Raw genomic sequence first — 20,728 nt, 5'->3', positions numbered from 1 at the left:
GCTGATGGTACTGCACCCGGGAGGGTGTGGGAGAGTAAGTTACCGCCGACCAACAACAACAAAAACAACTCAATACAGACACAAACAACCCCCCGAGGAACGGCGCCACACAGCGCCACCCCGGGGGTTAACCGCGTCTGCCTAAACCCACGCTGGTTGTAACGATTCCTCCTCCCCCGAACACTTCACAGATAGAACCACATAACCGTGAAAAAAAGGGGGAAACATCATGGCTCGCACCACACTCGCAGCTACCGCGATGGCAGCTATTCTCACCACCGGAGCCGCACTCCCAGCACACGCACACACCACCCCGGCACAACCCGACACCGTATCAGCAGCGCAAGCAGACACTACCGCAAATAACACACGCACACGGGCCGAAGAATCCTCCGCATGGGCCGAAAGCACACGCTGAATCACCAACGACCTGTCCTCGGATTTTCCGTTCAGTATTGTCAGGTGGATCTCTGCCGCAGCTTCGGTTCCGCTCGTCTTCTTGTTGATTGAATATCTTCGCTACTGGAACAAGCGGAACAACGAACTCGCTGCCGGTATCGGGCGCTAGTACCGGGTTAGTTCGACGGAGGGCGCAGCATCACAGAGAGCGATGCTGCGCCCTTATGAGTCTTTCGCCCATCCAAAGGAAACTGTAGGATGTGACCGATTCAACTCGCAGTGTCGGGTGCCGGAACGAGCGAGGAGGCTCTAGCCATGAGTAAGCACGCGTTGAATGAGGGGGAGAGTGTGCGTGATGCCGTCGATACGCGTCACGCTCCTGCAGCAGCGGCCCGCGCTGTAGCGCTCCGCAAAACGTACGGCGCCGGTGACACGCAGGTCGTCGCCCTGGACGGCATTGATGTCGATTTTGGTCGTAATGAGTTCACGGCCATCATGGGGCCGTCGGGAAGCGGCAAGTCCACGCTGATGCACACGATGGCTGGCCTGGATTCTTTCACGAGCGGCTCCGCCTTCATCGGTGACACGGACCTGTCCACTCTCAACGACAAGCAGATCACCGCGCTGCGACGTGATCGACTCGGCTTCATCTTCCAGTCCTTCAACCTTGTGCCGACTCTGACGGCGGCGGAAAACATCACGCTGCCGACCAATATTGCCGGTGGCAACGTCGATCAGGCCTGGTTCGACGAGATCACGCGGCGCCTCGGTCTGAGTAAGCGCCTGTCGCACCGTCCGAGCGAGCTGTCCGGTGGTCAGCAGCAGCGCGTCGCCTGCGCCCGCGCGCTAGTGAGCCGGCCGGAGATCATTTTCGGCGATGAGCCGACTGGCAACCTCGACTCGAACTCCTCGCGGGAGGTGCTGGAGATCCTGCGCACGGCTGTTGACAATGATGAGCAGACGGTGGTCATCGTCACGCACGACGCCCGCGCGGCTTCTTACGCCGACCGCGTTGTTTTCCTTGCCGACGGCCGGATTGTCGATGAGCTGCGCAATCCCACGATGGAGGACATCCTTTCCACGATGTCCGGAATCGAGAACTAGCCACGATGTCTTCCGCTATGACGAAAGTGTCGCTGCGTAACATCGCGGCGCACAAGCTCCGGCTCGCGCTGACTGTGCTTGCAGTCGTGCTGGGCACGGCGTTCATTTCCGGCTCCCTAATGTTCACCAACATGCTGGAGAAGACGTTCGATTCGGCTGTGGCAAGCGCCTACGCCGATAGCGACGCAGTGGTCCTGCCGGGAGAGAACGCACCGTCGCTCCCTGCGCAGCTTTACGACGACATTGCCGCTGACCCAAAGACCTCCCGGGTCAACATCAGTGCGAATAAAGCCGTTGTCATTGCTGATGCCAACGGCACGGCGTACCAGACCGGAGCGGGCATATCTACCGTCTCGGTGTACTACCCGCCGGAAGAAGCGGTAGGGGAGGCCTACGACATCACCGAGGGGGCCGCGCCGGCTGAAGTCGGTGAGGCTGTCGTGAACGAGAAGGGGGCGGAGCGCTACAACATCAACGTCGGCGACGAGATCATCGTTGTCGATCCGCAAGCCCGCCACACGATGACGGTGACGGGCATGTACACGGATGAGCTGGACCAGGGGGCGTCGTTAAGCTTGCTGGTGAATGAGCCGGCCTACCGCGACATGTCGGCCTCACAAGACACTCTCCCAGGTCTTTCCGTCGCAGCCGCGGACGGTGTGGACGCACCGGAGCTCGGCGCGCACCTGCGGGAGCAGTACCCGGACTACGAGGTCAAAGAAGGGCAAGTGCTTGCCGACGAGACCTCCGAAGAGATCCGCAACGCCCTGTCCTTCATTTCATACTTTCTGATTGCCTTCGGCCTGGTCGGTTTGCTGGTGGGCACCTTCCTCATCGCCAACACCTTCTCCATGATCGTTGCGCAGCGCACGAAGGAATTCGCGCTGTTGCGCGCGCTCGGCGCTTCGAAGGGGCAGATCACTCGCTCGGTGGTGGCGGAGGCGCTCATCGTCGGGTTCATTGGATCCGCACTCGGTGTGATCGCCGGTATGGGCATGGTCGCCGCGATTCGCGCCTTGATGGAAACCCAGGGGATGGAATTGCCCGGAGCTGGCTGGGGTTTGTCGGTGGATGCTGTGGCGGTGCCGATCGTCATTGGCACCATCGTGACTGTCCTGTCGGCCTGGGCGCCGGCGCAGCGTGCGGGCCAAGTCGAACCGGTCGAGGCGATGCGGTCGTCGGAATCGGCCGCGCCGCAGCCGCTCAAGGTGCGCACCATCATCGGTGCGGTGCTACTTATCGCCGGTGCAGCCTTTGCCGCCTGGGGAGTGCTGTGGGAGGACGGCTCGACAGGGCAGCGTGCGGGTCTCGTGGGAGTCGCCGCGGTCTGCGTGATCATCGGGCTGTTCTTGGCGGGGCCAGCGTTGTCCCTGCCGGTCGTTCCCGTCTTCGGCCGCGCCATTGGCGCCCCATTCGGCGCAGTGGGTTCGCTGGCCGCAACGAACTCGCAACGCAATCCCCGCCGCGCCTCAGCGACGGCGTTCGCGCTTCTGCTTGGCGTGGCGTTGGTGACCGTGATCGGCATGCTCGGGGCGACAATGCAGCGCTCGGTCGATGACATCCTCGAAAACGAAGTCAGTGCAGACATGGTCATGTACGGCCCCCAAATGGGCGCCTTCCCCGTCCCGCAGGACCTGCCCGAAAAGGTCGAGGGTGTCGACGGTGTGGGTGAAGTAGTCACCTACTCCCAAACCCAGCTCACGGTGAACGAAGAGTTCGGCTACCAATTTGGTGATGCCGGCGTGACCGACGTGATCAGCGGAGACCCGGGCAAGCTGATCGCCGTGGACATGGTCGAGGGTACATCCGACCTCACCGGCGGCGGTGTCATCTTGCCGGAGGCTCTCGCGCGGGAGAAGGGGATCAGCGTCGGCGACACCGTCGAGGTCGCAGCACCAGGCGTGCCTGTTCCACCGGCAACGGTTGAAGTGAAGGGGCTATTCGGAGAGTCCAACATCCTTGAGACCTGGGTGGTCGCAGAAGAAACTGCAGCCGAGCTGTTGCCGGAAGAGACACTCAACGTCCTCATGGTCGGCGCCAACGGCGACGGCAGTGTCGACGAGGACACCTTGCGTGCGAACCTCGAGAAGGCCGTGAAAGAAGACATCGTTGTCCAGGTCCGCTCGCCCGAGGAAGTCGGCGGTGAGGCCAAGCAGATGATCAACCAGATGCTCTACATCCTCTACGCGCTGCTGTCGCTGGCTGTGGTCATCGCGATCTTGGGCATCATCAACACCCTCACGTTGTCGGTGATCGAACGACGGCAAGAGATCGGCATGCTCCGGGCCGTCGGCACGCAAAGGCGTCAAGTGCGCATCATGATCATTCTCGAATCGGTGCAGATCGCGGTCTTCGGCGCCATCGTGGGCATCATCACGGGCCTTGCGCTGGGCTGGGCATTCCTCACCGTGCTCGCAGACCAAGGCCTAGAGAATATCGCCTACCCGTGGAGGATGCTGGCGATCATGCTGGCCAGTTCCGTCGTTGTCGGCGTGGTGGCGGCGTTGTGGCCGGCGCAGCGGGCGGCGAAAACACCGCCGCTCGACGCCATCGCCGAGTAGCCGGCTAGGATCAGGCGGTCACTCAGTCACACAGTCACATAAACGCCCGCGATGCCCACAGTGTGCCGAACCACGCCGCAATGATTCCGCCGGCTGCGGTGGCTAAAACGTAGCTGGTCAACTGGCCCCATTCTTTGTGCTTAATCATGGTGCCGCCCTCTTTGGCGAGCGTTGAGAGCGTCGACAATGCGCCGCAGAACCCGGCGCCCAAGAACGCGGGCCACATTCCCGGCATGAGGGTGGAAAACCCGAAAACGGCCGATCCGACAATGTTCGCCGCCCACGTACCCACATGGGTGCCGGGCACCAGCGACAGTGCCCATCGCGCAATGCCGCCGAGGAACGCGCCGGCGCCGACCGCCATGAAGAGGATGAACACGACCTCCAGGGCTGCCTCGGTGCCCAGCGCTTCCCGGAGGCCCACGCCGACGAGGCCGTCGGGACCGACATTCCCGGGGATCACGCGGGGGCTCCGGCGCGGTTACGCAAAGCGTCGCCCAGCAGCCATGCGACGATGGCGACTGCCAGCGTGCCGAACATGTACACAGCCGCGAAGAGCGCGCTGGATTGCATGGATGCGAGGGATACGGCGGAAAACGTCGTCAAGCCTCCCAGGAAGCCTTTGCCCCAGAACTCAGGTGGATCGAACAGGCCCATCAGGAAGCACCCGACAATGTTGATCCCCAACGTCACCAGCAGTTCTGCCGGCGGGTGCGACGCCATGAGCGGCGTGAGGGCGAAACGCACCAGCGCGCCGAATGACGCTCCGAAGCCGACAACGAGTCCTTCTCTTACCACGCGGTTCACGGTAGCGGATTTTCGTGGAAATTTGTCAGCGGTGAAGGAAAGATGGGGTGTGTACCCGACGGAGACACACCAGGACTTCAAGGAGCACCCATGGCGCATGAACGAGCAGGTCAACCAGCACGCCCCGACGATCTCATCGATATTGCGGAGGTAGTCACCGCCTACTACACCCGCGACATCGACCCGCAGAACCCGGACCAACAGGTGGCGTTCGGCACATCCGGCCACCGCGGCTCCAGCTTGGACAACGCGTTCAACCAGCAGCACATTTGGGCGACCACGCAGGCGATCGTCGACTACCGTCGCGCCAACAACATCGGTGGCCCGGTCTACATCGGCCGGGACACGCACGCGCTGTCGGAGCCCGCGATTACCTCCGCGCTCGAGGTGCTCTTCGCCAACGATGTCGCAGTGCTTGTCGACGACGCAGGCCGCTACACCCCGACTCCCGCTGTCTCCCACGCGATTCTCGCGCACAACGCCACGCTGTCCGGCGGTGTGACCGGCTCGGACCCGCAGCGCGCGGACGGCATCGTGATCACTCCGTCGCACAACCCGCCGCGTGACGGAGGGTTCAAGTACAACCCGCCATCCGGCGGCCCGGCGGACACTGACGCGACGGACTGGATCGCCGCGCGCGCCAACGAGTATCTGGCGAATGACCTGGAGGGGGTGCACACGACGTCGACAAGCGGTGTGCTCGATGAGCGCGCCGGCAAGCACCCGTTCATGGCGAACTACGTTGCTGACCTGCCGAATGTCGTGGATATTGAGGCGATTCGCAGCTCCGGACTGCACATTGGAGCGGATCCGATGGGTGGCGCCAGCGTCGATTACTGGGGCGCCATTGCGGAGGCGCATGGGCTCAACCTTGACGTGGTCAACCCGCATGTGGATGCCACGTGGCGGTTCATGACTCTTGACACTGACGGCAAGATCCGGATGGACTGCTCGTCGCCGAACTCGATGGCGAGTTTGGTGGCCAACCGCGACAAGTACGACATTGCGACCGGTAATGACGCGGATGCGGACCGGCATGGCATCGTGACACCCGACGCGGGCCTGATGAACCCGAACCACTACCTCGCCGTGGCCATCGAGTACCTCTTCTCCCACCGCGACGGCTGGGGTGCGGACACGGCAGTGGGCAAGACGCTGGTGTCGTCGTCGATGATCGACCGCGTCGTCGCCTCGCTCGGCCGCGAACTCGTCGAGGTCCCTGTCGGCTTCAAGTGGTTCGTGCCGGGGCTTATCAGCGGCTCCGTCGGCTTCGGCGGGGAAGAATCCGCCGGCGCATCCTTCCTGCGCAAGGACGGCACGGTGTGGTCGACCGACAAAGACGGCCTCATCATGGACCTGCTCGCTGCGGAAATCACCGCGGTGACCGGCAAGACCCCGTCAGTCCGCTACCGTGAACTGACGGAGAAGTTTGGGGACCCCGTCTACGCCCGCACCGACGCCGAGGCGAACCGAGAGCAGAAGGCCACCTTGAAGAAGCTGTCCCCGGACCAGGTCACTGCCGACACTCTCGCTGGTGAGGACATCACGGCCAAGCTGACCGAAGCCCCTGGCAACGGCGCTGCCATTGGCGGTTTGAAGGTCACCACCGACAGCGCCTGGTTCGCCGCCCGCCCGTCCGGCACTGAGGACAAATACAAGATCTACGCCGAATCCTTCAAGGGCGCGGAGCACCTTGAGCAGGTCCAGAAGGAAGCCCAAGACCTGGTCAGTTCGGTGCTCGACGAATAAGAATCCGCTAGTGAGGGTGATAGAAACCTCATCACGGGAAACTTCCCGGCACCCCACCCATCGACTAAGGTCATTGAGGTGGCAATTAAGCAAGATGCGCAGGTAGCAGAGGCTGGCGCCGTAGACGGCGGGGACCAGTGGACAGAGGAGACGTCGACAAGCGAACGTGCGCTCGATGTGCTCTCCGCGCTCGCACGCTTCGGACTTGCCGCGATGTGGATTACGTCGGGCGCGTCGAAACTCGGCAAACATATGACCGTGACGCAGAGCATCGAAGCGTACGAGATCTTCACTCCGCACTGGTCCGGCCTGCTGGCGAACCTTATCGGCCCACTGGAGCTCGCTGGCGGCCTTATTCTGCTGCTGGGCATCAAGATTCGCCCCGCTGGCTGGGTGTCGTTCGGTGTGCTCGTCCTCTTCATCATCGGCCTGGCATCCGCCTATGCCCGCGGACTGCAGATCGACTGCGGCTGCTTCGGGCCCGACCCGGACCACACTGACGGCGATCTGAGGTGGGCCATCATCCGCGACGTCGGGCTGATTGCCGTGACGCTGTTCATGATCTACCGACCGTTTAAGAAATTCGCGCTGTACCCGTAGACTTACCTGCTGGAACAGCTTGACCCCGAATGCATAAGGTGATGCACTGTGACTTCCTCTTCTAAGTCGAACACCAAGGGTTCCACCAAGGTGTCCAACCCCAACTCGACCGGCGGCAAAGGCTTCCTCTGGGCGATCCTCGCTCTTCTCCTCGTCGGCGCGTTGGTGATCGGCCTGATCGTTTACAACGGACGCGGCGCGCAGGCTGAACGCATCGCCGAGAACGTTGAGCCCGTCGACGGCGTGAACATGGAGCTGACCGACAACATAATCACTCTGTCCGGCGAGAATAGCGACGGCGCGAAGGAAGCCTCTCTCTACGAGGACTTCGCGTGCAGCTACTGCGCCGACCTGGCGAAGAAGACTGATGCCGAAATGTTGGAGAAGATCAAAGCCGGCGAGGTCAAGGTCCACATCCAGCCGTTGGTCTTCCTGGACGGCACCGGCGAGCAGTACCAGCTCGGCCACTCCACGAACACTCTGGCCGCTGTTCTCGCGCTCGCCGATAAGGGCGAGACCGAGGCGTACTGGAACCTGCGCAAGGTCCTCCTCGAAGAGCAGGAGAGCCTGTACGGCAGCGCTGACCCGGAGAAGCTCGCCGACCTTGCGAAGGGAGTCGGTGCCTCCAAGGATGCGGTTGACGCGATCCGTAACGGCGAGTACGTCGACAAGGCCAAGGAGCTCGGAGAAGCCAACGAGAAGGACCTCGTGGACAAGACCGGCGACCTTTCCTCCCCGCGCGTGCTTGTCGACGGCAAGGATGTCGACTCCAAGCCCCTCGAGAACTGGCTCGACGACTTGCTAGCTAGCTAAAAGTCACTGGCTGCGGGCGATTTTGGTCTCGTCCGCACCCGGTGTATATTGATCGAAGTCGCTTCGCGGAGATCCGCTGAAGTTACGGGGCTATGGCGCAGCTGGTAGCGCACCACACTGGCAGTGTGGGGGTCACGGGTTCGAATCCCGTTAGCTCCACTTTTTTCAGCCCGTGGCCGTTGTGGCCGCGGGTTTTCGCATATTTTGCGGCTCTATGCACCGGTTTTCGTCTCGCACTGCAGAATTCTGAGAGTTTGGTAAGTTCTGTCGCGGATGAGGATGGTTATGCACCAGTTGGCATCCCCTTGTTTCTTTTTGCTATCCACGATTTCACTGCGCTCTTCAAAGGAGTCGTCATGCGTTTGCTCCGCACGTCTTTGACCATCACCGCCCTTACGGGTGCTCTCGCACTCGGTCTCTCCAGTTGCTCGGAGCCGGCCGAGGACCCCAATGCCGGCATCGGCGCCGCTGGTGATGACACCGTCCTCACGATCTACACGTCCGAACCGGAGGAGAAGGTCGACGAAATCAACGCAGCGTTTGAGAAAGAGCACCCGGACATCCAGGTCGAGGTGTACCGCGCGGGAACTGGTGACTTGAAAGCACGCATCGAATCTGAACGTGAGTCCGGCCAGGTCGAAGCGGATCTGATGTGGGCGGCTGACGCGCCGACCTTCGAAGGTCTCAAGTCCGATGATTTGCTCGCCGAGCTCAAAGACGTCGACACCAGCAGTGTCATGGAGGAGGCAGTTGACCCCGAGGGATACTACGTGGGTACGCGCATCATTCCGACTGTCATCGCGTACAACACAGATGTGATCGACGAAGCGGACGCCCCGAAGTCCTGGATGGACCTGACAGACGAGAAATTCCGCGACAAAATTGTCCTTCCGGACCCGAGTGTGTCCGGTGCGGCCGCGTTCAACGCCACCGTGTGGATGAATAATGAAGAGCTCGGGGAATCCTGGGTTGAAGGCCTGGGACAAAACAGCCCGATGATTGCGGCGTCCAACGGTCCGACGTCGCAGGAGATCGCAGGTGGCGGCCACCCGGTCGGCATCGTCGTCGACTACCTGGTGCGCGACCTCGCAGAGCAAGGCTCGCCGATCAAGGAGGTGTACGCGACGGAGGGGTCGCCGTACATCACGGAACCCATTGGCGTGTTCGCCGATTCGGAGCAGCAGGAGGCCGCGGAGAAGTACATCACGTTCTTGCTCTCGGAGGCCGGTCAGAAGCTCGCGGTCGAGCAGAACTACCTGCCGGTTATCGAGGGAATCGACACCCCGGGCGATGCCCCTGGCCTGGACGATATTGAGCTGATGGACACTGACCTGGAGACGTTGACCGGGGACCGGGATCGCTCGGTGGAGTCTTTCGAGAAGGCTATGAAGTAGGGGCCGTACGTGCAGGCACAGCGTTGGCCGGGCCTCAACGTTGCCCGAATCGGGATCTGGTTACTAGCCGCTGCGATCTTCATTGCTCCGCTCGCGATGGTGGTGTCGCTCGCGCTCGGCGGGAACCAGTTTCCGACGCTTATTGAGCAAGGACTGTGGAGTGCTACCTGGAACTCGACGTACACCACGTTGTTGTCGTCACTGGGTGCAGTCCTCGTAGGCGGTGCGGTTGCGATCTTGCTGGAGCGAACCGACGTGGCCGGGTCTGGTGTGCTGCGTCTTTTCCTTCTGTCACCGCTGCTGGTGCCGCCTTTCGTGGGCGCGATTTCATGGCTTCAATTGTTCGGCCGCAATCAGGGGCTCAATGCCGTTTTCGGCAGACCAGTGTGGGACATCTACGGTGCCGACGGAATCATCTTCTTGATGACATTGCATTCCTATCCAGTGGTGTACGTCATTGTCTCTGCGGCGTTGCGCTCGATTCCGGCGGACCTTGAACGAGCCGCATTGGTGAGCGGAGCAGGTAACGCGACTGTCTTGCGCACGGTGACGATCCCGCTTCTCGGTCCAGGTTTGCTCAGTGCTTTCACGCTCACCGCTGTATCGAACCTAGCTGACTTCGGGATCCCGTCGATCCTCGGCTCTCCGGTGCAGTTTGAAACGCTGGCGACTATGGTCTACCGGTTCATGGAATCGGGGACGGTAAGCAATCCGCTGCAGGTGGTGTCAACCGTGGGAACGGTGCTCATGCTTCTCGGCATTGCCACCGTGGTCGCCGACTACTTGGTGTCGAAGAATGCTTCCACCACGACAGGTAAAGGGTCGATGAAGCTCCCTCTGGGTAAAGCGCGATGGCCCATCACGATCATTTCCTGGATTCTCGCGCTATCCATCACGCTCGGCCCGCTTCTGGGGCTGGCTTACCGGGCGCTGTTGCCCGCCCCTGGTATCCCGATGACGCTGGAGACCATTACGCTCAGCAACTTTGCCAGCACTTTGTCTAACCCGCGTGTGCAAGACGGCTTCCAAAATTCCCTCATACTCGCTGCGGGCGCGGCCCTGTTGTGCGCGCTGCTCGGGTGGAGCATTGGCCTGCTGGTGACGCGAACTCGGGCGCGCTCCAACACTGCGCTAAGTCTGCTCACGTTGCTGCCGTCTGCTCTACCGGGTCTTATCATCGGCGTCGGCTGGGTCATTGTGGGCCGCTACACGGGAATTTACAACACCCGCTGGGTGATTCTGTTGGCCTACGTATGCGCGTTCACGGCAATGGTCCTGCAGGCGGTGCGTGCACCGTTGGCGAAGACTCCACGCGCGATGGAGGAGGCGGCAGAGATCTCGGGTGCGGGCCGACTCCGCGCCCTGTGGGACACCAGCGGCCGGATGGCACTGCCAGCGGTGGCATCCGGGGCGGTGCTCGTTGCAGTCACGGCAGTTCGTGAGCTCACCGTGTCCGTTCTTCTGGTCGCCCCCGGCACCACCACCATCGGTGTTCAACTCTTCAACCTGCAGCAATCCGGAAACTACAACCAAGCATCGGCGCTCGCGCTCATTTTCGCGGTCGTTGGCATCGCCGCTCTCGCCCTCACGGTGCGTAACCCCGATAAGGAGACTTAAAGATGAGCGACATCGAGATAAGGGATCTGTCCGTCGTATTCCCTGACGGCACCGAGGGGTTGAAAGACATCACGCTCGATATTTCCAGTGGTGAATTCGTTGCGCTCGTGGGGCCGTCGGGGTCTGGAAAAACCACCCTGCTGCGAACGATCGCGGGCTTCATTGCACCGTCGACAGGCGAGATCCGGATTGACGGAAAAGATCAATCCGCAACACCTCCAGCGCAGCGCAACATGGGCATGGTGTTCCAGCAGCATGCGGTCTGGCCGCATATGAGTGTCGCCGATAACGTCGCGTACCCTCTGCGCCGCTCAGGTGCGGCGGGATCAGAGATCACCAGCAAGGTTGAGCAGACTCTCGAGACTGTCGGACTTGCAGGTTACGGCAAACGCAAACCTGCGACCCTGTCTGGTGGCCAGCAACAGCGCGTGGCGTTGGCCCGCGCGATTGTCTCCACGCCGAAGGTGCTGCTTCTCGACGAAGCCCTCTCGGCACTCGACGAACCCCTCCGTGACTCATTGCGCCGCGAGTTGGTGTCACTGACGAAGGGATCCGATCTGACATCGGTGCATGTCACGCACGACCGGAAGGAAGCGCTGGCCATCGCGGACCGGATCGCGGTCTTGCGGGACGGCAAGCTGGAACAGTTCGGCCCCCCGATGTCGATCGTGTCCCGCCCGGCTACTGCCTGGGTGGCGTCGTTCATCGCCGATGCGACACTGTTGGAAGGTGTGGTTGCAGGCGGACGCGTCACCGTCGATAAGCCGGCGTTGTCGTGGTCCGTCGACAACGTCACGGTTGTGTCGGAAGACGGTGATGCGTCTGAGAACCATCGTCTCCTCCAGGATGGTCAGCAGGTCACTGTGGCGGTGCTGCCGGAAGCTGTTTCCATTGACTCGTCATCCTCGGGCACTGAAGTAACTGCTACCGTGACGTCCGCTTTGTTCGAGGTCAGTGGGTTCTCCGTGACCGTCGACTTGGACGGGACAGAGTTCCGTGCGTGGACATCCACCAGCTCTGCGCCCGAGGTGGATGATCAAGTGCAGGTGGAGATCCGTCAACCGCTGGTCTACGTAGACAGCCCGGCGGATGCCTAACATACGGTCATGAGCGCGTGGCCGGACGGAGAACACGGTGTTGTTGATCTTCCGGACGGGTCGCGCCTCAAGGGTGGTAGTTGGAAAAGACTTCGACGCACGCGGCGCAACTATCCGGATTTTCTAGTTCTTCTACTCGGACGTGAACCTGTCGAGGTTCCGTGTCCACATATTTGGGTGCGATGGCCAGATTTCGGTGTCCCCACATCAACTGATCAAGCGGTCGCTGCTCTTCAGCTCGCACGAGAACGGTCTCGGAACGAAAAGGTTGCCATCATGTGCGGCAGTGGGATCGGGCGCACTGGCACCGCGCTTGCATTAGTCACTGCCTCCAATGGACTCTCAGCGGAGGAAGGAATCCGGTGGGTGCGGGAGAACTACCATCCCCGCGCTGTTGAGACGCCGTGGCAGCGCAGGTGGTTGAAATCGATTGTGCTGGATGATCACCGTTAGGGCCAGCTCAGTCAGCGCAAGATGGCGGGGTGGTGAGAGCGGGTAGCATCGACGCCATGACACAGCCGATCGTCGCAGCCCAAACAGTGAAGACACCGGTGGGGGAGCTGGGGTTAGAAGCGTCGGAAAGCGGACTCGTGCGCGTTGTCTTTGGAGCTGTGCACGGCGAGAGCAATGCCGTCACGCGCCAGGCGGCAGCCGAGATTGAACAGTACTTCGCCGGTGAACGTCGAGACTTCACCGTACCGCTCGACCGCTCCGGCGATGGGTTTCGCGAACAGGCACAGGCCGCACTGAGCGACATCGCATACGGCAGCACAGAAACATACAGCGAGCTTGCGGCGCGCATCGGCAATCCGCGGGCGGTGCGGGCAGTCGGTTCGGCATGCGCGACGAACCCACTGCCGATCGTCGTGCCGTGCCACCGCGTGCTGCGTAGCGATGGATCACTCGGCGGCTACGCCGGAGGACTCGAGATGAAGCAGTACTTGCTGGATCTAGAGCAGAAAAACGCCGCGCGCAGCTAGCGTGGAGGCATGACTGCTCCCCAGACTTTCACTAAAACCGGAACTGGACCCCGCGCCGCTGAAGCTGAAGCGGCCTATCTACGCTGGCTGCGCCAAGGCTCCGATGCAGTCGTCAAGGTTTACAGTGTCGACGCGGACGCCAACACGTTGACCATTGAAGAGGTCGCCTCCGCCCGCTCGACTCGCGAGGCCGCGCGCCGCGCCGGGGAGGAGCTCGCCGCGATCCACGCCATGGGGGCAGACGCCTTCGGCGCGCCTGCAGAAGGCTGGGATGGGCCGAACTATATTGGCCGCGCGCAGCAGGACTGCATCCCGGCGCGGCGCTGGGCGGAGTTCTACACGGAGCAGCGCGTGCTGCCGTTCGCGGAAAAAGCCCACAAAGGCGGAACGCTGAGCGCCGATGGGCTGGAGACGGTGAAACGCGCGTGCGAGGCACTCGTCGCGGAGGATGAAGACGCCCCGCTCGCCCGCATCCACGGCGATCTGTGGGCGGGCAACCTGTTGTTCTCGCCGGACGGCCCGCGGTTCATCGACCCGGCGGCGCACGGCGGACACCCACTGACAGACATTGCGATGCTCGAGCTCTTTAGCGCTCCGTACGTCAGCGAGATCGCATCGGGCTACCTCGCCGCCGGCGGCGACCTCGGCCGCGACTGGGAGGCTCGCATCCCGATCCACCAGCTTCACCCGCTCGCGGTACACTGTTACACGCATGGCGCAAGCTACGCCCGCCCGCTTATCGACGCCGCCGAGCGCACCCTCGACCTCACCCGTTAGGGGATTGAACTACTGGTTGTAGCTGCTAAAATCGCAATGTAATACTCGTACTACAAACGAGGGTCTGCACCATGGGCGAGGTTGAACGCAAGCTCCAAGAGCTTCTCGCAGAACACCACCGTTCCCACACGGTGTCTATGCGTGAGTTGAACCAGCAAACACGCAGGGTGATCGATCGTGTGCAATCGGAGGGGGTTGCTTTGACCATCACAGACCGCAGCAAGCCGGTTGCGGAAATCCGGCCACTGAGCCAGCGAACCGGAATTGACCGGTTAGAGGACCTCGGACTGATCATGCAGAGGGGCGTACCCATGGAGATCAACTGGGAGCCCATTGAGGGAACCGGTTATTCGCTTGAGCAATTCCTCGAAGACCGCAAGGACAACCGCATTGACGCGGCGCTGAGTAGTGAATTCTAGTGGTGCGGTTTACGTAGATACGTCAGCGCTCATTCCGCTCGCCGTCTCCGAAGTGCATAGTGCGTGGGCGAAGCAAGTGCTCGACGATAAAGATCTCGTCAGTTCTGTGATCGCAAAAGTCGAACTCGCCCGTGTTCCCAAGAGAACGGAAGAGTTTGGCGCACAGATCCTCGGCCTTGCGGCGAAACTGAATCTCGTCGGTTTGAATAGCGAGGTCGTGGAATTTGCAGGGGCGATACCTGGTTTCCTGAAGGCGCTCGACGCTATTCATCTGGGGACCTGGCTTCTATTGCGTTCTCGTGAGTTCCACTGTGATTTCGTCACGGCAGATCGACAGTTAGCGCGTGCAGCCACGACTGTCGGTGCAACGGTCATCCATCCGTTTGGAAGCGAACTCTAGGTTCTCGGGGCGGGGGCGTCAACGCCACCACGTGTCGGCGGGACCAGGCGGAAGGTGGCGCTTGTGCTGGCCGACGGCCCAGAGGTGCTCGAGACGCTGCGCCGCATCGTCGGGAATTCGCTTCCCCTCGAGATAGTCGTCGATGTGGGGGTAGGTGATGCCGAGTGCTTCTTCGTCGGGAAGCGCAGGACGATCGTCCTCGAGGTCGGCGGTGGGAACCTTCTCGTAGAGGCGCTTGTCGGCGCCGAGATGCTGGAGAAGCTGGGCACCTTGGCGCTTGTTCAACCCGGCAAGGGGCACGAGGTCGGCTGCACCGTCGCCGAATTTGGTGAAGAAGCCGGTAACGTTCTCCGCCGCGTGGTCGGTGCCCACGACGAGGAGGCCGAGCTCGCCGGCGATCGCGTACTGGGTGATCATGCGCATGCGGGCTTTGACGTTGCCCTTGTTGAAGTCAGTGAGCTCGGCCCCGTCGAGTGCGGCGGCTACTGCGCCTCCCATCGCTGTCGTAGCCGGTTCGATGTCGACGGTAACACGGCGGTCAGGCTGGATGAAGTCCAACGCGAGCTGCGCGTCATCCTCGTCGGACTGCACACCGTGGGGGAGACGGACGGCGACGAACTGACACTCACGGGAGGGATCGTTGGCACGGACCTTTTCCACGGCGAGCTGTGCGAGCCGTCCGGCGAGGGTGGAGTCCTGCCCGCCGGAGATCCCCAGCACGTAGCCGCGGGCACCAGTCACGGCGAGGTAATCGGCGAGGAAATCGACGCGGGCGGCGACTTCCTCCGCTGGATCGATAAAGGGCTTCACAGCCAGCGCGTTCACTATCTCTCGCTGCGTGTTCCGGTCGGAGTCTGACATGACAGCCATGGTAGCCGGGTGCACTATGTGGGGCATGACTTCAACTGAGGCTGTGTCCACCACGAGTTCTACAGCATCGGCGCAGCAGCGCAGGTACGTCCGTACGGTCGCCGCGATCGCGGCGTTCGGCGGGCTTCTTTTCGGTTATGACACCGGCGTGATGAGCGGCGCCTTGCTGTTCATCACGCCCGAGTTCGGCATGTCGCCCGCGCAGGAGGGCATGGTCACCGCGATGCTGCTCGTCGGCGCTGCACTCGGCGCTGTCAGCGGCGGGGCAGTGGCGGACAAGTTGGGCCGTCGTGTGACGCTCATTCTGGGCGGAGTGCTCTTCGTCGCCGGGTCGGTGTGGTGCGCGCTGGCGACGTCTCCGGAGATGCTCGGTACGGCCAGGGCATTCCTGGGTGTTGCAGTGGGTGCGGTATCGATTGTCACGCCGATGTACATCTCGGAAATGGTGCCGGCAGCGGTGCGTGGTCGGCTCGTGTCGCTCAACACGCTGATGATTGTGGTGGGGCAGTTGCTCGCGTACGTGGTCAATTCGCTTCTCGCACCGTCGGGCAGCTGGCAGCTCATGCTGGGTGCGGCGGCGGTGCCGGGCGCTGTCTTGGCTGTGGGCATGGTGTTCTTGCCGGACACGCCTGTCTGGCTGTCGCGGCATGGGCGTATCAGCGACGCCCGCGCCGTCGCCTCCCGCACCGGCATCGACACCGACGAACTCGCGCAGGCAACGCGCGAGGACGCGGAGGTGCGTGCAGCTCAGCAGGGCCAGTGGCGCACCTTGGCGGGGTCGAGGTGGATGCGCATGACGGTGCTCGTGGCTGCGCTGCTGGGTGTGACGCAGCAGATCTCCGGTGTCAATGCTATCGTCTACTTCGCTCCGACGATGATGAACAACGTCGGGGTGTCCACTCAGAACTCGGTGTACACCTCGATGGTGATTGGTCTGGTGTCGGTGGTGGCCTGTTACATCGGCCTGCAGCTAGTGGACAGGATCGGCAGGAAGCGGCTGCTGCTCGGCGGTCTGACGCTGAACGTGATCTTCCTGGTGCTGCTGGCGGTGGTGTACCGGGCGGCTGAGGCGAATACGTCGTTAGCAATGCTCGCGCTGGCGTTCATGGCGTTGTTCATTGCTTCCCAACAAGCTGCGGTGTCGCCGACGACGTGGCTGCTCATCTCCGAGCTGGTGCCTCCGCAGATCCGCGGCGTGGGAATGGGTGTGGCGGGTCTGGCGCTGTGGATGGCAAACTGGGCGGTGGCGCAGTTCTTCCTGCCGCTCGTGGATACCGTGGGGGCGACGGCGACGTTCGTGATGTTCGCGATGTGCGGTGTCGCGGCCGCCGGATTTGTCAAGGTCATGGTTCCGGAGACGGTGGGCCGCACCCTCGACAGTGTGGCTGGTGAGATGAAGCAGCGTTTTGGTGGTTAAGGGGCTGCTCGGGTAACATGGTCCCCCGTTGTGCGGCAGCGCCTGTCTTGGCGCGCCGTGATAAATAAAGGCACTCACGCAGAGCCTATTGTGTCAGCAGAGTCAACAAAGAAAGGAGCGCCCGATGAAGGTCCGCAAGTCGCTTCGGTCGCTGAAGAACAAGCCGGGCGCCCAGGTTGTGCGCCGCCACGGCAAGGTGTACGTGATCAACAAGAAGGATCCGCGTTTCAAGGCCCGTCAGGGTTAAGCGGTTCTTAGCGCCAGCGCCCCCGTCTTGCGTGCGAAAGCTCGCGGCGGGGGCGCTCTCCATTTTCCAAAGAATGTGAAATAAGTCACTTTTCCGGGAAAATTTCACCCGTGTAAGCCATTCTGGACGCGTAAAACATTCCGGGGTAACTACATGTAGGTGATTTAGTGGCCGTATCCTGCAAATACCATGTTTGTAACTACTATATGTAGTAGTGGTTGCTTGTTTTTCCTACAACGTATAGTGTTTCAAAGTGTTCGCCCCCGGGATGTGAACAGCTGGTTGTTCCCCGGAAGCCAACAGGCCCAAGTGCCACGTTCAAAGCCGTGTAATCAGAGCAGTTTTCCCGAGCAGAAAAGAGTCGTCCCCGCCATGTCCATCACCCTCTACACCAAGCCCGCATGCGTGCAGTGCAACGCGACCAAGAAGGCCCTCGACCGCGCAGGTCTGAACTACACCACTGTGGACATCTCCCTGGATGATTCCGCCCGCGACTACGTGATGGCGCTGGGTTACCTGCAGGCCCCGGTCGTGGAAGTTGACGGTGACCACTGGTCCGGTTTCCGTCCGGACCGCATCCGCACCCTCGCTGAGGCTGCTGCCTAAGCTCGATTCCCACTGCCCGTTAAGCCGTCACCAGCTGGCGGCTTATCGTATGCCCAAAGATAGGTGAGTAGCGCATGCTGGTGGTTTATTTCTCCTCTACGACGGAGAACACGCACCGGTTTGTCGGCAAGCTGGGGTTGCCGGCGGCACGCATTCCGCTGCGCCGCACGCAGCAACCACTGACAGTGGAGAAGCCCTATGTCTTGGTTGTGCCGACGTATGGGGGAGGGGCGTCGATAAGCGAAGGGAACTCGCGCCCCGTGCCACCGCAAGTTATCCACTTTCTCAATGACCCGCACAATCGCGGGTTGCTGCGCGGTGTGATCGCGGGAGGCAACTCCAACTTCGGCCCTGATTTCGGCCGGGCAGGCGAGGTGATCTCCGCTAAGACGGGCGTGCCCTACCTCTACCGCTTCGAAATGATGGGCACCGAATACGACGTTACGCACGTGCGTGATTCTCTTATCGCCCACCGCGAGCGGCTCGGGTTGGACCCGATGACATCCACGGAAAAAGATCGGCTCGACGGGCACGTGCAGACCCGCGTCGACGACAGCGCGCGACGGCTTGCACAGTTGCGCGAGCGCTACCAAACGGTGTGAAAACAGACTTCACAACTTCATAGCTGTACCTCTCCTATAAACGCTCCATGAACTCCCGCACAAGAAAGGCCCGACTACAGTGACCGCCACAACGGGAAAGACCGTCGCTGAGCCCGTCGACACGGCAGATCAGCTCGACTACCACGCGCTCAACGCGCTGCTGAACCTTTATGACGAGAACGGCCACATCCAGTTCGACAAAGACCGTGAGGCCGCGAACCAGTTCTTCCTCCAGCACGTCAACCAGAACACCGTCTACTTCCACGACCTGGAAGAGAAGATGAACTACCTGGTGGAAAACAAGTACTACGAGCCGGACGTCATCAAGGCCTACGACTGGGACTTTGTGAAGTCCACGTTCAAGCGGGCGTACGCCTTCAAGTTCCGCTTCCAGTCCTTCCTCGGCGCGTACAAGTACTACACTTCCTACACGCTGAAGACCTTCGACGGCCGCCGCTACCTGGAGCGTTTCGAGGACCGCGTGGCCATGACCGCTTTGTTCCTCGCCGACGGCAACGAGGAGATCGCCTCCGCGCTTGTCGACGAAATTATGACCGGCCGGTTCCAGCCCGCCACCCCCACCTTCCTCAACGCGGGTAAGGCACAGCGCGGCGAGCTGGTGTCCTGCTTCCTGCTGCGTATCGAGGACAACATGGAGTCCATCGGCCGCGCCATCAACTCCTCCCTGCAGCTATCGAAGCGCGGCGGTGGTGTGGCGCTGCTGCTGAGCAACATCCGCGAGTCCGGCGCACCGATTAAGCACATTGAGAACCAGTCCTCCGGTGTCATCCCCGTGATGAAGCTGCTGGAAGACTCCTTCTCCTACGCCAATCAGCTCGGCGCCCGCCAGGGTGCTGGTGCGGTGTACTTGAACGCGCACCACCCGGACATCATGCGCTTCTTGGACACCAAGCGTGAGAACGCGGACGAGAAGATCCGCATCAAGACGCTCTCGCTCGGTGTGGTCATCCCGGACATCACCTTTGAGCTGGCCAAGCGCAACGACGACATGTACCTGTTCTCCCCGTACGACGTCGAGCGCGTTTACGGTGTGCCGTTCGCCGACATCTCTGTCACGGAGAAGTACGACGAGATGGTGGAGGACCCGCGCATCCGCAAGACGAAGATCAAGGCGCGCCAGTTCTTCCAGACGATCGCCGAGATCCAGTTCGAGTCCGGCTACCCGTACATCCTCTTCGAGGACCACGCGAACCGCGCGAACCCGGTGAAGACCGGCCGGATCAACATGTCCAACCTGTGTTCGGAGATTCTCCAGGTCAACTCTGCATCCGTGCTGAACGAGGACCTGACGTACGACACGATCGGCCACGACATTTCCTGCAACTTGGGCTCTCTCAACATTGCGATGGCAATGGATTCGGACAACTTCTCCCGCACCGTCGAGACCGCCATTCGCGGCCTGACGGCTGTCGCGGACAAGACCTCGATCGATTCGGTGCCGAGCGTGCGCGAGGGCAACGATGCCTCGCACGCCATCGGCTTGGGCCAGATGAACCTGCACGGCTACCTCGGCCGCGAGCACATCGAGTACGGCTCCGAAGAAGGCCTGGACTTCACCAACGCCTACTTCGCCACGATCATGTACGAGTGCCTCAAGGCCTCCCACAAGATCGCCGTGGAGAAGGGCCAGCGCTTCGCGGGCTTCGAGGACTCCGAGTACGCCAGCGGCGAGTTCTTCGACCGCTACAACCCAGCTGACTTCCAGCCGAAGACGCAGCGCGTGAAGGAGCTTTTCGACGGCTCCTCCGCCCAGCCCCCGAGCGCTGAGGAATGGGAGCAGCTCAAGGCCGACGTTGCTCGTGACGGCATCTACAACCGTTACCTGCAGGCAGTTCCGCCGACCGGCTCGATCTCCTACATCAACAACTCGACCTCGTCGATCCACCCGATCGCCTCCAAGATCGAGATCCGCAAGGAAGGCAAGATCGGCCGCGTCTACTACCCGGCGCCGCACATGGACAACGAGAACGCCGGCTACTTCAAAGACGCGTACGAGATCGGTTTCGAGAAGATCATCGACACCTACGCTGAAGCCACGAAGTACGTGGACCAGGGCTTGTCGCTGACGCTGTTCTTCAAGGACACCGTCACCACCCGCGACATCAACCGCGCCCAGATCTACGCGTGGCGTAAGGGCATCAAGACGCTCTACTACATCCGCCTGCGCCAGATGGCGCTGGAAGGCACTGAAGTTGAGGGCTGCGTGTCCTGCATGCTCTAGTTTTTCTGCACCCAGTCGCACCCCGAG

At 61.7% G+C, this 20,728-nt stretch carries 21 protein-coding genes and 1 tRNA gene; 19 read left to right on the top strand and 3 right to left on the bottom strand.

Translation table 11 applies throughout. The annotated features are described in order from the left end of the window. Positions 1 to 714 precede the first annotated feature (714 nt). Entirely contained in the window at positions 715 to 1,503 is a 789-nt protein-coding gene (locus KBX19_RS09435; protein WP_255998612.1) for an ABC transporter ATP-binding protein, read from the top strand. Between the two features lie 17 nt (positions 1,504 to 1,520). Further along, entirely contained in the window at positions 1,521 to 4,064 is a 2,544-nt protein-coding gene (locus KBX19_RS09430; protein ID WP_255998610.1) for an ABC transporter permease, read from the top strand. Positions 4,065 to 4,098: 34 nt separating this feature from the next. On the opposite strand, the gene KBX19_RS09425 is transcribed toward KBX19_RS09430, so the two are convergent. Next, positions 4,099 to 4,527 carry a CrcB family protein gene (locus KBX19_RS09425; protein ID WP_255998608.1) on the bottom strand — a complete coding sequence of 143 codons (429 nt, stop codon included), beginning with the start codon at positions 4,525 to 4,527 and terminating at the stop codon, positions 4,099 to 4,101. Continuing rightward, entirely contained in the window at positions 4,524 to 4,871 is a 348-nt protein-coding gene (locus KBX19_RS09420; protein WP_005288775.1) for a CrcB family protein, read from the bottom strand. Before KBX19_RS09420 ends, KBX19_RS09425 begins: the two co-directional genes overlap by 4 nt. Before the next feature lie 90 nt (positions 4,872 to 4,961). Here KBX19_RS09420 and pgm point away from each other — a divergent pair, with 90 nt between their 5' ends. The 12 genes from pgm (at position 4,962) to KBX19_RS09365 (ending at position 14,717) form a co-directional block, all read left to right on the top strand. Beyond that, positions 4,962 to 6,620 (top strand): phosphoglucomutase (alpha-D-glucose-1,6-bisphosphate-dependent), encoded by a 1,659-nt coding sequence (gene pgm / locus KBX19_RS09415; protein WP_255998605.1) that lies wholly within the window; start codon positions 4,962 to 4,964, stop codon positions 6,618 to 6,620. Between the two features lie 177 nt (positions 6,621 to 6,797). Next, on the top strand, positions 6,798 to 7,220 hold the full coding sequence (locus KBX19_RS09410) for a MauE/DoxX family redox-associated membrane protein (RefSeq protein WP_255998620.1): 423 nt from the start codon (positions 6,798 to 6,800) through the stop codon (positions 7,218 to 7,220). Positions 7,221 to 7,268: 48 nt separating this feature from the next. Next, entirely contained in the window at positions 7,269 to 8,033 is a 765-nt protein-coding gene (locus KBX19_RS09405) for a thioredoxin domain-containing protein (RefSeq protein ID WP_255998603.1), read from the top strand. Positions 8,034 to 8,119: 86 nt separating this feature from the next. Continuing rightward, positions 8,120 to 8,192: transfer RNA gene (locus KBX19_RS09400), tRNA-Ala, on the top strand. 197 nt (positions 8,193 to 8,389) lie between these two features. Next, positions 8,390 to 9,427: an ABC transporter substrate-binding protein gene (locus KBX19_RS09395; protein WP_255998602.1), complete on the top strand. Its 1,038-nt coding sequence runs from the start codon at positions 8,390 to 8,392 to the stop codon at positions 9,425 to 9,427. Between the two features lie 9 nt (positions 9,428 to 9,436). Beyond that, the gene (locus tag KBX19_RS09390) at positions 9,437 to 11,044 is read left to right on the top strand and encodes an iron ABC transporter permease (protein WP_255998601.1); all 1,608 of its coding nucleotides are present in this window, start codon (positions 9,437 to 9,439) and stop codon (positions 11,042 to 11,044) included. A gap of 2 nt (positions 11,045 to 11,046) precedes the next feature. After that, positions 11,047 to 12,141: an ABC transporter ATP-binding protein gene (locus tag KBX19_RS09385; protein ID WP_255998599.1), complete on the top strand. Its 1,095-nt coding sequence runs from the start codon at positions 11,047 to 11,049 to the stop codon at positions 12,139 to 12,141. A 9-nt stretch (positions 12,142 to 12,150) separates the two neighbouring features. Then, positions 12,151 to 12,594, top strand: a complete 444-nt coding sequence (locus KBX19_RS11390) for a protein-tyrosine phosphatase family protein (RefSeq protein ID WP_370687016.1) — start codon at positions 12,151 to 12,153, stop codon at positions 12,592 to 12,594. Between the two features lie 56 nt (positions 12,595 to 12,650). After that, the gene (locus tag KBX19_RS09380) at positions 12,651 to 13,121 is read left to right on the top strand and encodes a methylated-DNA--[protein]-cysteine S-methyltransferase (RefSeq protein WP_255998597.1); all 471 of its coding nucleotides are present in this window, start codon (positions 12,651 to 12,653) and stop codon (positions 13,119 to 13,121) included. Between the two features lie 9 nt (positions 13,122 to 13,130). Next, complete coding sequence (locus KBX19_RS09375; protein WP_255998596.1) at positions 13,131 to 13,898, top strand: fructosamine kinase family protein; 768 nt, start codon at positions 13,131 to 13,133, stop codon at positions 13,896 to 13,898. 71 nt (positions 13,899 to 13,969) lie between these two features. Beyond that, entirely contained in the window at positions 13,970 to 14,317 is a 348-nt protein-coding gene (locus KBX19_RS09370) for a type II toxin-antitoxin system Phd/YefM family antitoxin (RefSeq protein ID WP_005288803.1), read from the top strand. Next, complete coding sequence (locus tag KBX19_RS09365) at positions 14,307 to 14,717, top strand: type II toxin-antitoxin system VapC family toxin (RefSeq protein WP_255998594.1); 411 nt, start codon at positions 14,307 to 14,309, stop codon at positions 14,715 to 14,717. The genes KBX19_RS09370 and KBX19_RS09365 overlap by 11 nt, the downstream gene beginning before the upstream one ends. A gap of 18 nt (positions 14,718 to 14,735) precedes the next feature. On the opposite strand, the gene nadE is transcribed toward KBX19_RS09365, so the two are convergent. Then, entirely contained in the window at positions 14,736 to 15,587 is an 852-nt protein-coding gene (nadE, locus tag KBX19_RS09360; protein ID WP_255995879.1) for an ammonia-dependent NAD(+) synthetase, read from the bottom strand. Positions 15,588 to 15,612: 25 nt separating this feature from the next. Here nadE and KBX19_RS09355 point away from each other — a divergent pair, with 25 nt between their 5' ends. From KBX19_RS09355 to nrdE, 5 genes are all read left to right on the top strand, one after another. Beyond that, a complete protein-coding gene (locus KBX19_RS09355; protein ID WP_050748866.1) occupies positions 15,613 to 17,004 on the top strand; it encodes a sugar porter family MFS transporter in 1,392 nt (463 codons plus the stop codon). Between the two features lie 124 nt (positions 17,005 to 17,128). Next, positions 17,129 to 17,251 carry a type B 50S ribosomal protein L36 gene (gene ykgO / locus KBX19_RS09350; protein ID WP_005288826.1) on the top strand — a complete coding sequence of 41 codons (123 nt, stop codon included), beginning with the start codon at positions 17,129 to 17,131 and terminating at the stop codon, positions 17,249 to 17,251. Between the two features lie 372 nt (positions 17,252 to 17,623). Next, a complete protein-coding gene (gene nrdH / locus KBX19_RS09345) occupies positions 17,624 to 17,857 on the top strand; it encodes a glutaredoxin-like protein NrdH (RefSeq protein WP_005288829.1) in 234 nt (77 codons plus the stop codon). Positions 17,858 to 17,931: 74 nt separating this feature from the next. Further along, the gene (nrdI, locus tag KBX19_RS09340; RefSeq protein ID WP_255998592.1) at positions 17,932 to 18,459 is read left to right on the top strand and encodes a class Ib ribonucleoside-diphosphate reductase assembly flavoprotein NrdI; all 528 of its coding nucleotides are present in this window, start codon (positions 17,932 to 17,934) and stop codon (positions 18,457 to 18,459) included. 79 nt (positions 18,460 to 18,538) lie between these two features. After that, entirely contained in the window at positions 18,539 to 20,701 is a 2,163-nt protein-coding gene (gene nrdE / locus KBX19_RS09335) for a class 1b ribonucleoside-diphosphate reductase subunit alpha (RefSeq protein WP_005288836.1), read from the top strand. Positions 20,702 to 20,728 lie beyond the last annotated feature (27 nt).

The organism is Corynebacterium sp. CCUG 71335, from assembly GCF_024454075.1.
In the GTDB taxonomy this organism is placed as follows: Bacteria; Actinomycetota; Actinomycetes; order Mycobacteriales; family Mycobacteriaceae; genus Corynebacterium; species Corynebacterium genitalium.
The sequence above is the reverse complement of the archived record's forward strand: the minus strand, read 5'-3'. Positions and strand labels throughout refer to the sequence as shown.

Coding starts and splice junctions, on each gene's coding strand:
- nrdI (WP_255998592.1), top strand. CDS start 17,932: ATGCTGGTGGTTTATTTCTCCTCTACGACGGAGAACACGCACCGGTTT.
- KBX19_RS09370 (WP_005288803.1), top strand. CDS start 13,970: ATGGGCGAGGTTGAACGCAAGCTCCAAGAGCTTCTCGCAGAACACCAC.
- pgm (WP_255998605.1), top strand. CDS start 4,962: ATGGCGCATGAACGAGCAGGTCAACCAGCACGCCCCGACGATCTCATC.
- KBX19_RS09385 (WP_255998599.1), top strand. CDS start 11,047: ATGAGCGACATCGAGATAAGGGATCTGTCCGTCGTATTCCCTGACGGC.
- KBX19_RS09380 (WP_255998597.1), top strand. CDS start 12,651: ATGACACAGCCGATCGTCGCAGCCCAAACAGTGAAGACACCGGTGGGG.
- KBX19_RS11390 (WP_370687016.1), top strand. CDS start 12,151: ATGAGCGCGTGGCCGGACGGAGAACACGGTGTTGTTGATCTTCCGGAC.
- KBX19_RS09430 (WP_255998610.1), top strand. CDS start 1,521: ATGACGAAAGTGTCGCTGCGTAACATCGCGGCGCACAAGCTCCGGCTC.
- KBX19_RS09355 (WP_050748866.1), top strand. CDS start 15,613: ATGACTTCAACTGAGGCTGTGTCCACCACGAGTTCTACAGCATCGGCG.
- nadE (WP_255995879.1), bottom strand. CDS start 15,587: ATGGCTGTCATGTCAGACTCCGACCGGAACACGCAGCGAGAGATAGTG.
- KBX19_RS09395 (WP_255998602.1), top strand. CDS start 8,390: ATGCGTTTGCTCCGCACGTCTTTGACCATCACCGCCCTTACGGGTGCT.
- KBX19_RS09375 (WP_255998596.1), top strand. CDS start 13,131: ATGACTGCTCCCCAGACTTTCACTAAAACCGGAACTGGACCCCGCGCC.
- ykgO (WP_005288826.1), top strand. CDS start 17,129: ATGAAGGTCCGCAAGTCGCTTCGGTCGCTGAAGAACAAGCCGGGCGCC.
- nrdH (WP_005288829.1), top strand. CDS start 17,624: ATGTCCATCACCCTCTACACCAAGCCCGCATGCGTGCAGTGCAACGCG.
- KBX19_RS09435 (WP_255998612.1), top strand. CDS start 715: ATGAGTAAGCACGCGTTGAATGAGGGGGAGAGTGTGCGTGATGCCGTC.